Annotated in this window: 12 protein-coding genes; 6 read left to right on the top strand and 6 right to left on the bottom strand. The window is 60.3% G+C overall.

The window, feature by feature from the left end:
• Positions 1–65 precede the first annotated feature (65 nt).
• The 3 genes from HMPREF3169_RS04915 to HMPREF3169_RS04905 are packed head-to-tail and all read left to right on the top strand — an operon-like array spanning position 66 to position 2913.
• On the top strand, positions 66–692 hold the full coding sequence (locus tag HMPREF3169_RS04915) for an MptD family putative ECF transporter S component (protein ID WP_014307391.1): 627 nt from the start codon (positions 66–68) through the stop codon (positions 690–692).
• On the top strand, positions 692–1438 hold the full coding sequence (locus HMPREF3169_RS04910) for an energy-coupling factor transporter transmembrane component T (RefSeq protein WP_014303365.1): 747 nt from the start codon (positions 692–694) through the stop codon (positions 1436–1438). Before HMPREF3169_RS04915 ends, HMPREF3169_RS04910 begins: the two co-directional genes overlap by 1 nt.
• 14 nt (positions 1439–1452) lie before the next feature.
• Complete coding sequence (locus tag HMPREF3169_RS04905) at positions 1453–2913, top strand: ABC transporter ATP-binding protein (protein WP_227917020.1); 1461 nt, start codon at positions 1453–1455, stop codon at positions 2911–2913.
• 3 nt (positions 2914–2916) lie between these two features.
• Here HMPREF3169_RS04905 and HMPREF3169_RS04900 read toward each other — a convergent pair whose 3' ends face one another.
• The 5 genes from HMPREF3169_RS04900 to HMPREF3169_RS04880 form a co-directional block, all read right to left on the bottom strand.
• On the bottom strand, positions 2917–4641 hold the full coding sequence (locus HMPREF3169_RS04900; protein ID WP_070455853.1) for an ABC transporter ATP-binding protein: 1725 nt from the start codon (positions 4639–4641) through the stop codon (positions 2917–2919).
• Positions 4641–6341, bottom strand: a complete 1701-nt coding sequence (locus tag HMPREF3169_RS04895; protein ID WP_232751658.1) for an ABC transporter ATP-binding protein — start codon at positions 6339–6341, stop codon at positions 4641–4643. The genes HMPREF3169_RS04900 and HMPREF3169_RS04895 overlap by 1 nt, the downstream gene beginning before the upstream one ends.
• Before the next feature lie 93 nt (positions 6342–6434).
• Positions 6435–7220 (bottom strand): thioesterase II family protein, encoded by a 786-nt coding sequence (locus HMPREF3169_RS04890; RefSeq protein ID WP_023018093.1) that lies wholly within the window; start codon positions 7218–7220, stop codon positions 6435–6437.
• Positions 7217–8434, bottom strand: a complete 1218-nt coding sequence (locus tag HMPREF3169_RS04885) for a glycosyltransferase (RefSeq protein WP_023018094.1) — start codon at positions 8432–8434, stop codon at positions 7217–7219. Before HMPREF3169_RS04885 ends, HMPREF3169_RS04890 begins: the two co-directional genes overlap by 4 nt.
• A gap of 7 nt (positions 8435–8441) precedes the next feature.
• Positions 8442–9071: a sugar O-acetyltransferase gene (locus HMPREF3169_RS04880; protein WP_014303359.1), complete on the bottom strand. Its 630-nt coding sequence runs from the start codon at positions 9069–9071 to the stop codon at positions 8442–8444.
• 411 nt (positions 9072–9482) lie between these two features.
• On the opposite strand from HMPREF3169_RS04880, the gene HMPREF3169_RS04875 reads away from it, so the two are divergent.
• The 3 genes from HMPREF3169_RS04875 to HMPREF3169_RS04865 are packed head-to-tail and all read left to right on the top strand — an operon-like array spanning position 9483 to position 12119.
• A complete protein-coding gene (locus HMPREF3169_RS04875; protein WP_014303358.1) occupies positions 9483–10547 on the top strand; it encodes an ATP-binding cassette domain-containing protein in 1065 nt (354 codons plus the stop codon).
• A complete protein-coding gene (locus tag HMPREF3169_RS04870; protein WP_014303357.1) occupies positions 10544–11305 on the top strand; it encodes an ABC transporter permease in 762 nt (253 codons plus the stop codon). The genes HMPREF3169_RS04875 and HMPREF3169_RS04870 overlap by 4 nt, the downstream gene beginning before the upstream one ends.
• On the top strand, positions 11298–12119 hold the full coding sequence (locus tag HMPREF3169_RS04865; RefSeq protein ID WP_014303356.1) for an ABC transporter permease: 822 nt from the start codon (positions 11298–11300) through the stop codon (positions 12117–12119). The genes HMPREF3169_RS04870 and HMPREF3169_RS04865 overlap by 8 nt, the downstream gene beginning before the upstream one ends.
• A gap of 544 nt (positions 12120–12663) precedes the next feature.
• On the opposite strand, the gene HMPREF3169_RS04860 is transcribed toward HMPREF3169_RS04865, so the two are convergent.
• Positions 12664–13264, bottom strand: a 601-nt coding sequence (locus tag HMPREF3169_RS04860) for a transposase (protein ID WP_141754631.1), incomplete at its 5' end; no start/stop codon positions are given.

Here is a 13264-nt window from a genome sequence, read left to right as displayed (position 1 = left end):
CCTGACAAGCCACTTGCCCCCAACCCAGTGCTACGCACAAGCAGCCTAATCTGAAAGGAAACATCATGCCCAGTACTCCCCACACCACCCCGAAAGATGCAAAAGCAGGACGGCTGAACATCACCGACCTGATGAACATCGGCATCTTCTTCGTCATCAACTTGGTAGCCGGCGTGGTCATCGCCTTCATCGGCATCACCCCCATCACCTACGTGATGATCACCAGCGTTCAGGCCCTCATCCTGGGCATCCCGATGATGCTGTTCTTGGCCAAGGTGCACAAGCCCGGCATGGTCTTCATATTCCTTCTTCTCAGCGGCCTCGCCAGCCTGCTGCTTGGTTTAGGCATATGGCCACTGCTGCTCAGCTTGGTCATGGCCGTGTTTGCCGAGTTAATTTTGCGCGCCGGCAAGTATACGAGCGCAATACACAGTGTGATCGCCTATGCCTTTATAGCAGTGTCACCCACCGCATCATATATTCCGCTTTTCTTCACCACTCGGCGCTACATAGAGAGCAGCGGCATGCAGACCAAATATGGTGCTAGTTTCGCGGATGGCCTCACCTCTATTGGCCAGATGACTTGGCTATTCCTCATCATTGTGATAGTAACCTTCGTCTGCGGGATCCTCGGCGGGATCCTCGGCCGGCGCATCTTCACCAAGCACTTCCAGCGAGCAGGAATCGCCTGATGTCGCCCACTTTGCCCGGATCAGGCACGCACACAGCGGGACTCCATCTGGACCCACGCACCACGGTGCTGGTCATCCTCGTGGTGTCCTCGGTGCTCATCTCACCGGCCGGGTCCAGTGGGGCGCTGGGCAGCACCGCCCGGTGGATGCTCATTGCCGTTCCCGGGGCACTTTTCCTCGCCTCCGGCATGGTGGCCGCTGCACTGCGATACGCACTCACCTTCGCGGTGCTCGCTGGCTTTCCTGCGGTGGTGGTACAGGCCCTGCCCGAGCGCCACATCATCGTGGACGTGTGCGCTACGTGGTTCGCAGGGCTTTCGCTCATCCTCCCTGGCATCACGTGCTGCTGGTACCTACTACGCACCGTCTCGGCCAGCGAATTCATGGCCGCGATGCAGCGCATGCGGAGCCCCGACGCCCTGACCATCCCCACGTCCATCATGTTCCGGTTCTTCCCGACGATTCTCGAGGAATACCGCGATATCCGCACCGCCATGCAGATGCGTGGCATCTCGGGCCTGCGCAACCCGATCGCTATGCTCGAATACCGCTTTGTGCCACTGTTGGCGTCCGTTGTGAGCATCGGCAACGAGCTGGCTATGTCTGCAGTGACCCGCGGATTGGGCTCGCCTCGCCGACGAACCACGCTGTGCGAGATAGGCTTCCGCGTAGGCGACGCAATAGTCATAAGCGTGCTCGTCGTGTCCCTGATCCTACTACTGGTAAATATAGTGATGCTGCCGTGATAAAGCTGCACGATGTGTCACTATCCTATGGTCAAAACACAGCGGAGCCGGTGCTGCACCACGTAAATCTCACCGTGGCGAAGGGCGAACTAGTTCTAGTGTGTGGCGAATCAGGCTGCGGTAAGTCCAGCCTGCTACGCCTGATAAACGGCGTGGCGCACACGTTCTGCGACGCCCAGATTTCGGGGGAGGTGCTGCTGGACGACGAAGACATCACTCATGCCCACCCACACGACATCGCCGAACGCGTAGGCTCAGTGTTCCAAAACCCCAAGTCGCAATTTTTCACGCTGGAAGTAGCCAGCGAACTCGCCTTTGGCTGCGAAAACCTCGGCGTGGCGCCCAACGAGATTCGACAGCGTATTGGGGAACTTTCCGCAGATTTCGGCATGGTTCATCTCCTCGACCGGCACCTGTTCACACTTTCCGGCGGCCAGAAACAAAAAATAGCATGCGCTTCAGTGGCCGCGATGCACCCACAGGTACTACTACTAGACGAACCATCATCAAATCTCGACCTCGCCGCCGTCGATGAGCTGCGCCGCATCGTCGCGCAGTGGAAGACACAGGGCCGCACCGTCCTGATCGCTGAGCATCGGCTTTCCTACCTAGTTGACATCGTGGACCGAGTGCTGGTTATGCAGGACGGGCAGATCGCTCATGATCTCAGCGGCTCGGAGTTTCGCACCCTAGACAAGGCCGAACTGTACCGCATGGGCTTGCGCTCAGCGCAGCAGGTCCCCGAGGTGACCCGCGAGCCACGCCCTTCAAGTGGCACGATGGTGCTCAAAAAGCTACAGTTCACCTACCCCAAGGCTACAGAGCCATCCCTGAGCATCAGCCACACGGAGTTGCCGCAAGGGCAAGTCATCGGCGTGGTAGGACGCAACGGGGCCGGAAAATCTACCTTTGTGCGCGTTCTGACTGGCCTGGAATCTAAGGCCACCGGCGTGGTGGACATCAATAACCGCTCGCTCTCGGGTCCCCGGCAGCGCCTGCGCCAGTCCTATTTAGTAATGCAGGACGTAAACCACCAGCTTTTCGGGGAGAGCGTGGAGTCCGACGTAATCATCGGCACCAGTGGACCGGATGGGAAAAACGAAGCGCGCCTTACCGAGGTGCTTGGTGCACTTGATCTCGCGGACAAGCGGGCCCGGCACCCGATGTCGCTTTCGGGCGGCGAACGCCAGCGCGTGGCCATCGCCTCAGCAGTCCTAAGTGAGCGCGAGGTAATCGTCTTCGATGAACCCACCAGCGGGCTGGACCTGTGCCGCATGCACCGGGTGGCCCACCTGCTAGACGCCCTAGCCCGGCAGGGCAAGACCGTTTTGGTAGTAACCCATGACATGGAGCTGGTGGCGCGGTGCTGCGATCTTCTCCTGCGCGTGGAAAAAGGCCGCCTTACCGCCTGCGAACCGTGCGATGATCTCGCACTGGCGCGCACGGTGCGGTATCTACGCGGCCGCGACAGCTAGTCCCTACAGCTTCCAGCTGGTGGCGTCGCTCTTTTCACCCCAGAAGCTGCGGTAGCGTGGGGAACTCTCCATGAGTTCCTCGTGGTTGCCGATAGACTCCACGGTGCCGGAGGGACTCATCATCACAATCTGGTCCGCGTCGCGGATGGTGTGCAGCCGGTGCGCAATGACGACGGTGGTGCGCTCGGCAGAAAGCGTTTTCATACCGCGCATCACAAGGTGCTCATTCTGCACGTCTAGAGAGCTAGTCGCCTCATCAAGCAGCACGATCCGCGCGTCCTTCAGTAGCGCACGAGCGATGGAGACACGCTGACGCTCACCACCGGAGAGATTCTGCCCGCCCTCGCTAATCAGGGTGTCAAACCCCTGCGGCAGCTGCCGGGCAATCTCGGTGACACCGGCCAACTCCGCTGCGCGGAGCACCTCCTCCCGCGTTGCATTGTGGCAGCCCAGGCGGATGTTTTCATACAGTGTGTCCTCGAAGAGGTACACGTATTGGAACACCATAGCCAGCGAATCCAACACCGCCCGGGAGCCAAGATCGCGAATATCCACACCACCGATACGGATGGTCCCCTGGTCAACGTCATAGAAGCGTGCCGCAAGTTTTAGCAAGGTGCTCTTGCCGCAGCCGCTGGGACCCACCAACGCAGTAGTAGTTCCGGGCGCCACGCGGAAACTCACGTCGCGGACCACTGGGGTGTTGGGTTCGTAGCCAAAGCCCACCCCATCGAACTCGATGCCATAGTCGCGTGGCGCCGCCGGAACCGCAGGCTCCGGCAACACCCGCGCATCGAGGATCTTTTGGATCTCATCTAAGGTATTGCGCGCGGATTCCAAGCCCTCGCCGTAGGGTATGCCCGACATAGCAACGCGAGCCAGGATGAACACCAACACAATGACGCCAATGTAGGTGCCTGCTTCTAGCCAGTGGTTGAGAAGTAGCACGGTGGCCAGGGCATCAATGACCACGGTACCGACCATGATGATTAAAGCCAGACGACCCATGATCATCTCACCTGTCTTCTGGGTGTGCTGCTGGGCGCTAAGCTGCTCTCGAATCGAGGCGCGCACGGCGCGCTCCCCCAGCGAATCCGGCCCAGCCATGCGCAGCACCGGCTGCACCTGGGCGAACTCCAGCACCTCCGCGGCGCCGTGCTCGTTGCGCTCGCCCTTCTGGCGCTCTGCCACGCGGTACTGCCGCATTAGGCGGTTATAGGCGAACCACACCACGGCAGCCACTGCAACGGTAACCAGCCCCAGCCGCCAGTCCACGGCGATGAGAAACACGCAAGCCAAACCGGCCGAGGCAGCACCGTGCAGCATGGGCCGCAGCATCATTGCCGGCGCGTTAGCGGCAAACAGCGCACCGCTGGTGGCTACAACACCGATCTGGCCGGCGCGATCTTCTTCAAAATAGCCCAGGGGTAGCTGTGCCGTGCGATCGGCGATAAGCCGGTGGATGCGCAGCACGTAATCATGCCCCAGGTCCTGGGCAATAACCTCAGTGGGCCAGTCTGCGGCGGCGTAGACGAGGACGGAGATAATGATCCAGGGCAACCATGCTGCGGCCTGCGCGGGATCTTCGCTAAACAGCGTGTCCAAAAACAGTGCAATGAGGATAAGGCCAATGGCCAACGCCACCGCGGAAATCCCAATTAGCGTAAGGACCAGCACCAGACGGCGACGATCAGCCGGACTGCCCAGTGAATAGAGCGTGCGGATCATTATTTTTCCTCCCCTTGGATGCCCGCCTGCGCGGTTTGGTAGCGTGCCCACATCGTGGCGTAGCCCTTGCCTGCCGCCACTAACTCTTCGTGAGTGCCTGCTTCGGTGACCTCACCGTTTTCCAGCATGAGGATCCGGTCAGCGCCGGTGATCGTGTGGAGCCGGTGTGCGATAACTACTAGCGTGCGCCCGGCCACCAGCTCGGTAATGGCCCGCTGGATCGCGGCCTCGGAGTCCGGATCCGCAAAAGCGGTGGCCTCATCCAACACGAGGATCGGCGCGTCGAGCAAGATGGACCGGGCAATAGCCAGCCGCTGCTGCTCGCCACCGGAAAGCTGCGCGTCCTCTCCCACCACCGAGTCGTAGCCGCGCGGCAGATGGGTAATGCGCTCATGAATCTGGGCGGCGCGGGCGGCGCGAACCACGTCTGCGTCGGTGGCCTCCGGGTGAGCGAGGCGAATGTTATCCCGCACGCTCATCCGCATAAGGTAAGGGTCCTGGAAGACGAACCCTACCCTACGGTAGAGCTGGTCAGATCGGAGATCAGTACTAGGGACGCCACCAATGCGCACCGACCCCTCCGTGGGGTCTAATAGCCGGGGGATGAGCGCGGCTAACGTGGACTTCCCCGAGCCGGAAGGTCCCACCACCGCAGTGATGCTGCCGGCGGTAAGTTTTTGGTTAATGCCGGAAAGCACCGGGGTGTCCGGCACGTAGGAGAAGCTTAAATCTTTCAACTCAATTCCGGCGTTTGCAGGCTCCCTGCCGCCAGCAGCGGGCGGCAATACCGGGATGTTGAAGAACTCGGTGAGATCCGCCGCGGCAGCCTTCGCCTCCGAAAACATGATGTTAGTGCGCGAAAGCATAAGCAGAGGCGCGGCGATGTTGTTGATGAACAAAAACGCTGCCAGCACATCGGCCACTGGTACGCCCGCAGACGTGATGAGCCACGGGCTGGCCGCGGCTACCACCAGCAGGCCAAACCCGGTGGAGGTGAAGATCTTCATCAAAGCGGTGGGGTGTACGGTGGCGTGCAACCACTCGCGATAGAACCCACCAAAACTCCGGGAACGACTAAGGAAAATGCTCTCGTCGTAGCCTTCCGGAACAAACACCTTGATAACCGGGATGCCGCGCACCAACTCTACGACGGCGGCGTCTAGCTGCTTCTGGCTGGACTTAAATTTCTCCGCCTTTTCTTGAAACTCGCGCATCATAAACGGCATGGTGGCCACTGCCAACAGCAGTGGTACCAGGCCCAGCAGGCCTATCCGCCAGTCCACCACGAACATGTATCCCAGGCTCAATAGCGGTACGAGTACACCGGCCGAATAATCGTGCGGCGCGTGGGCGATGAGCTGGTGGATCTTGGTGACGTCGTCTTCGATGTAGGTTTTCACAGTCCCCGACGGTGTCCGCGTAAACCAAGACAGCGGGAGCCTACCCAGCTTGGTAATCTGCTGCTGGCGTAAGTGCTCGCCCAAAAGGCCGTCGGCCTGGTGGCTTACCTGGAGGCTCTTCACGGTTGCCTGTCCATGTAGGACGGTGGCCACCATGAGCGCCGCGACTAGCAGCCACAGCTTTGACGCATCTATCGGCTCTCCCTGGAAGGACAGCATTACGGTGCGCACCAGCTCAACCAGCACGATTACCGGCACCAGCGACAAAACCGCCGCCAGCACCGCCAATAGCAGCGACACCGTGATCTGCCGGTGGGCAGGTTGAGATATTTGCCTAAATGTAATGGGTGGTTTTTGTTCGGTCATCGGGGCCTCTTTACTCAACAGTCACAATCACGCATTGTTCCGCGCTAACCAGGCAGTGTTCCCAGTAATTCCCGCTAGAAAACCGGCAAGCAGGTCGAGGAACTCGGTTCCAGTATCGAGCGGGAAGAAATGCCCACCCGGCAGGACCTTCAGTTCAAAACTACCGCTGGTAAAATTTTCCCACCGGGAAAGCATCTCTGGGCTGACAGCTGGGTCGCTATCCCCCGCCAATGCCAGCACAGGAGAGCGAAGCACCGTGGTTGCATGGTGAAAGCCCTCGTGTAACACATAATCGCGACGAATGTCAGCGAGCAGCAGCTTCATCACATCATCATTGGCAAGGATCTCAGGTGGTGTGCCACCTACCTTCTCAAACTCCCTGCGCAGCGCACCGAACCCCATTGACGAGTGGTATTCCCCAGGCACGGTTTCTCCGGGCGCCTGCCGTGCGGCCACCACCACGGCTTCCGGTATAGTGGGCCGATGCATCTGCTGCAGGCAGGCAGCAACCTGGTAGGCCAGCGCTGCCCCCATGGAGTGGCCGTACAACGCAATCGGCGCGCCCGCCGCCAGATCTACTATCTCGGTTGCGCACATATCGGCGAGCTTGTCAAAGTCGCTTACCCATTTCTCTCGGCGACGGGTTGCCTTTCCGGGAAGCTCCACCGGCACCACGTCAATGCTTGGGTTGACCCCCACCCATCCACGATAGACGGAAGCGCTGCCTCCTGCGTGATGGAAGCAAAACAAGAGGGTTCCAGTGCGATGTCCGGCCACAAACGGAAAGACTCCCTCGCAGCTGATTTCTGTCATTTTTCGCCTTTCGCTAGGTCGGACTGATTAAGCACGATTTCTACTGCTGCGACGGTACCCGGGTCTGTGGCAAGCAACTCGGGCATCCTGCGGGCTGCGGAGTCGTATGCTCCACTTACCAAATCGGCAATTCCGGCGGCCAGGGACTGGGCACTCAGTTCGCCTCGCTGGGCGTCAATATAGTTCGGCCCGGCACCGTTTCGACAAACTGCGTTGGCATGGAAGTGTTGGTCACCACCGAATGCAACCGCAAGGCACGGCTTGCCGGCGCGCAGGATCGCCCCGGTGGTGCCCAGTGAGCCGTGGCAGATGCCTGCACGGCACCACGGAAGCACAGTCGCGAACGGGACCCGGGCGACGGTGAGGATTCCTTCTCTCACACCAGGCTCATGATCGGGATCGACGATTATCGCCCGCAGACCATGCTCGATGCACGCGTCTCGAGTCCATCGTTGAAGGTCATAAACGCGATCTGAGACCATACTCCCAAAGCTTGCCAGAACCGGGGCCGAGCCGGCAGCCACAAACTCCTCGACTGCTGGGTCTAGGGCGAGTTCACTGTGGTGCGGGTCAAGCCACTCGCCAGTGACGTGAATGTGGTTTTTCCATTCCGGCGCCGGCGGACTCAACGCGGGACTGAATTGGTAGATCGTGGTTGGTGGAGAGGAGAGCGCTCGCTGACGCAGCCCCAACCTACGGCGCCATGCCGCTATCACTGGGCGCATCGCCCAAGCCATCAGAGTATTGGACATCCAGTGGGTGACCAGAGCTCCGACAGAGCCGTCCAGTTTTCGCGGATCCACGAGGCTGTAACGGAGGCAGGGTTCGGTAGGGAAAACCTGCACCCGAACGCTGGGGACTCCGCGTGCAGCCCCTAACAACCGAGCAACTTCACTGAATTGGGTGTACATGACCACGTCAACGCCATCCATGGCATGCTCTAACACATCGAAAACGTGGGCGTCAGATATCATCTCACGGATACCTAAGACAGTGTCCATCATGCCTTTACTATCGCCCAAAAGGCGCTTCATTAACGCCCGGTAATCACCGGGTAACTCGATGTAGTCCACCCCGTTTGCACGAAAACTCCCGCCGAATTCGCTAAACCCAGCCAAAACAAACTGGTGGCCACGATCTCGAAGTGCGACACCAAGGTGCGCAAATGGCAGCATATCACCCTCAGAACCCAGGACGACCGCGAGAACTTTCACAGCCGTCTCAATCCGTAATCCAACTAGGCCACTCAGGAACCCAAGACTCCCCCATGAGCTTATCTTCCGGGCCAATATCACGAATGACTCGGCACGGATTACCGGCTGCGAGTACCATGGGCGGAATATCTCTTGTCACAACACTGCCAGCACCAATTACTGCACCATGCCCAATCGTGACACCCGCAGTTACCGTGCAATTGCCACCAAGCCACACATGGTCTTGTATGGTGATCGCACCCCCGGTACACACCATGTATTGCCGCTCTACGGGGTCTAAGGCGTGATTGCCAGCAAAGAAGGAACACCATGGACCAACCATGACCTCATTGCCAAATGTCACCGGGGCCATATCAAGTACCGTAGTTCCTCGATTGAAGGTCACGCCATCTCCGACCTTGATTTTCGAGCCATATTGGACATGAAATGGCAGGAAAACCATTAAGCGCTCCCCCAGTTCACCAAGCAGGTCTGCCATCACTGCCTGCTTCTCCGCTGTTTGAAGTGGACGAAGCTGGTTGAGATCGTGACACTTCTCCGCCGCCTCCATCATCTCGTAATAGAGATCCGGGTCCTCAATAGGGCGGAAGGGCTGACCGCAGAGAATCTTATCTTCGATTTGCTCTCGAGAATCCATGGATACTCCTTTGTGCTTGAGAGGCGCGAGCCACAATACGAATTACGGTCAGCCACGCGGTTTGACCCTGACTAGTCGGAATACCCAGATTCTTAGCTCACACTTGGTAGCTTACAGGCCTTCGACTTAATTGTCAAGCATGCCATGCCTAATTATGGTATGCTCAACTTTGCAGCAACCTGCAGCGTCGCCGCCGATCAGCCGACCTGTGCAGACCTCTCCTGCGGGGCGCTGTGCACGACCCGGTGCCGCTAGACATACATCATTTTCTAAGGATTAGTTGGCACTACCCCAGGCGCTTGCTCCGTGGACCACAATCCATCGTTCGCGGGCAATAATCGGTTTTCCTTCTGCGGTAGGAGAATCGGTGCGCCGTCTAATAGACCGTTGACGTATATCCAGGGATGAATCATGAAAGAAAACCCCACCACGGCAACCGCTAGCGGTGACCCCAGCGCCACCGCAGTCCCCTCAACCAGCGCCCACGCAAAAGGCCGCGACCTGGTGCTTGATGTCCAAGATCTGCGATGTAGCCTGGGAAAAGTCAAGAAGCGAACGGAAATCCTGCGCGGTGTGACCCTCGCCATTCCGCGCGGGGGCATCCTCGCCGTCCTAGGCGCCAATGGTGCCGGCAAGACAACCTTGGTCAATGTCCTTTCCACGCTGCTGCCCGCCACGGGCGGAACCGCCATCATCGATGGCCACAACTTAGCCACGGATCCTTCCAAGGTGCGCGCTTCCATCGCGCTGACCGGGCAATACGCCGCAGTGGATGAGGAGCTTACCGGCAAGGAAAACCTCATCTTCTTTGGCCGCCTGGCAGGGCTTAAAGCTAGCGATGCGAAGGCCCGCGCCGCGGAACTTCTTGAGCGCTTCGATCTGGTTGGCGCCGCCGACCGCCTGGTTTCGGCATACTCGGGCGGCATGCGCCGGCGGTTAGATATCGCCGCCTCCCTCACTGTCCCGCCCGCGCTGCTGTTCCTCGACGAGCCGACCACGGGCCTCGACCCCGCCGCGCGCAGCTCCGTGTGGGATACCGTCCGCGGGCTGGCGGCCGACGGCACCTCGATCCTGCTTACTACCCAATACCTGGAAGAAGCTGACCAGCTCGCAGACCGCGTCGCCGTGCTCGCCGGAGGCAAGGTGCTCGACGAAGGCACCCCCGCCGAGCTCAAGGACCGCTATGGCACCACGGTGTGCCTCATCACGATGTCTAGCCCGGACGATGCCGCACGCCTCACCCACACCTTGCAAGAACACCGCATCGACTGCCGCCAAGAGGACACCGTATTGCGCGTCGATGCGCCCGATGGCCACCGCACCCTAGTCCGGGCGCTGGCCTTGTGGGATGGCGACGACACCTCGGTCGCGGACGTCTCCTTGGTTCCGCCCTCCTTGGACGATGTCTACTTCGCTATCGCCGGGTCCGGCGACATCGCGCAGCAGGCTCCCCACACCGGTGGAGGCTCCCAGTGAACGCGCTCGGAGCAGTCGCTGCCTCGTGGCACCGCAATGTCCTGCGCACCGTCCGCAACAAGGCCGTAATGGTTTCCGCCGTGGCAATACCCAGCCTGTTCATGGTCATCTTTTACGCCACCTTCGCCAAGGCTTCGACGGAACTCGGCATCGATTACGCCGCCTTCCTCCTGCCCGCCGGCGTTATTCAGGCGATTGTGTTCGCCGCCGGGGGCTCCTCCTTGGCGATTACGCGTGACGCCGAAAACGGCATCCACGACCGCATCCGCGCCACCGGGACGCCCGCCTGGGCCACGGTCGTCGGCCGGCTGCTGGCAGATCTCACCCGCGCCGCGTGGTCGTGCAGCATCGTCGTCCTCACCACGATCCTGCTCGGTGCCCGCTACGCTGCCGGACCGGGTCGTATTATCCTTACCATCGCCCTTTTCGCCGCCCTCACCATCATCCTCTCCGCGTTTATCGATGGCTCCTGCCTGTTGGCCCCCAAGCCCACCTCGGCGTCCTTGCTCTTCCAAAACCTCGTGCTGGTCATGGTGATGTTCTCCACCGCATTCGTGCCTGCGGATGCGCTGCCCGGCGGCATTGGCCCCATCATCCGGCACGTACCGCTATCTCCCATCTTGGACACCGCCCGCAACCTACTAGGTGGCGCTGCCCTGGGGGCGCGCGGAGTCGAAGCACTGTGCTGGCTCATCGCCATGACCGTCGTTGGCGTATGGGGCTTTATCACCGCTTTCCAGGGGAGGAAACATGACTAACCACACCACCGCCACCGTGTCGCACGACACCACCTGGCTGTCCACTGTCGCCACGCATTTTGGAAGGCACCTGCGCGCCGCCCGCCGCGATAGCGCGGTAATTACCAATACCGTGGCTGGTCCCGTTTTGATGTTCCTGGTCATGCGGTGGCTGTTTGGCGACCTCATGGCGGCCTCGCAAGGCTCTGCCACGCTCGACGCGTTACCGCTTACCATCGCGCTCATCCTTTCCAGCGAACTGATGAATGGCACCTCCGCCGCCGCGCAGATAATTAAGGAACGCCAACGCGGTATCACCACCCGCATCGCGACCACGCGCTACGGCACCAGCCCGGAGATCTTCGGCCGCTGGTGTTTCGATTCCTTACGCAGCCTTATCTCCGGCTGCGCGGTGCTGCTGGCTTCCGTGGCTTCTGGCCTGCGTATTCACACGCTGGCCGGGTTTGGCTGGGTGCTGTTAGTCATCATCTTCGGCGCGGTGGTGGCCGCCTCGCTATCGGCCATGGTGGGCGCGATGTGCGCCACCCCGGAGGCCGCCATTGGCCCGGCCCCCATCATCATGGCGGCCATGGCACTTAACGGCGGCCTCGTGCCCGTGGAGCAATTCGCTGGTGTGGTTCAACCCATCGCCCGGTGGAATCCGCTTACCTTCGCCGCCCGCGCCGGCGCCGCCATCGACGGCACGCCAAGCGCCGAAATCCTTGCCACCGGCCAGCCCGGCACCGCAGTCTGGGCTTTCGTGGCCTGGATGGTAGCACTCACCGTAGTGCTGCTAGCCGCCGCAGCTGCGTTCCGCCGCCCCACCATGTCGTAAATAGCGCCGGTTAGCGCGACAGTGCTACTTGTCGCGCGGCGGCGTCCCCAGCGGCGCGGTAGCGCTACTTGCCGCGCAGGGCGCGCCGCCGCGATAAAGAGCTGCGAATCTTTACCCGCGGCCGCGCTAAGGCGGGTAGTGTCGCCGCCGGTTACCGGCAACCAGGCGGCCTCGCCCGGGGCTAGCTCCAGGTCGTTTACCGTGACCACACCAGAAGTAGCCAGGGCGATGGCCGGTCCGGGAAGCTGCGTGGAAACCGTGGTGCCGGCGGGCAAATCGTAGCGGGTCACCGCAAACTCCTGCACCGGCAGCGGGTACTCTACTACCGTCGCGGTGTTGGGCGCGGCATCGGCAACAGCGGCGCTCTCCGCGCCTGCACCATCGCCCAGGGAGGTGTTCCTATATAGTTTGTCAATTCCGTGGGTGAGTTTGTTGGGGGGGGTGTGAAGGGTTTCTGCTTTTCCTTGTGGATGTTGTTTTCGGGCATGGTGAGGAGCCGATTGGGCTTGCTGTGCAATCGGCTTGAGGTGAGGGTCTGTTGGTTCTAGGCTGCTGCGGCCTCCTGGACTGTGGAGATGTCTCGGTAGAGCTCGCCGTTTCGCATCATGGCGAAGAGAACGTTGAGGTGCCGGCGTGCGAGTGCGACGACTGCGGCGTTGTGTCTTTTGCCTTCTTTGCGTTTTCGTTCATAGAATTGCCGGGAACGCTCGTGGAATCTGATCGATGCAAAAGACGATTGCCATAGGGCGTTCTTTAATTTTTTGTTGCCAGCCCGGTTAGGCGAATTCGACATGATAGACGTTCCTGACTGATTCGTCCGCGGTGATAGCCCTGCATAGGATGCTAGGTGCGCTGCATCGGGGAAGTCGGACATATCGCCAACAGTCATGAGGATCTGCGCTGCGCTACGCGGGCCGATACCAGGCATGGATAAAAGAATCTCGGTCTGCGGAATGTCCTGAATCAGCTTGAGTACCTGCGCTTCGATTTCTTTACGATGCTCGAGTTTGGTTAGTGCATCTGTGGCGGACATTGCTACGCCAAGTTCGGCGTATTCTGCGCCGGCAATGGATACGGTCTGTTCGTGGATGGCAGCAAGCATGGCATCGATGGGACCTGACCCCCATGTGGTGGACACCTGATAT

The organism is Corynebacterium sp. HMSC08C04, from assembly GCF_001807495.1.
GTDB lineage: Bacteria > Actinomycetota > Actinomycetes > Mycobacteriales > Mycobacteriaceae > Corynebacterium > Corynebacterium simulans.
Note: the sequence above shows the minus strand (reverse complement) of the source record. Positions and strands in the feature narration are given on the sequence as shown.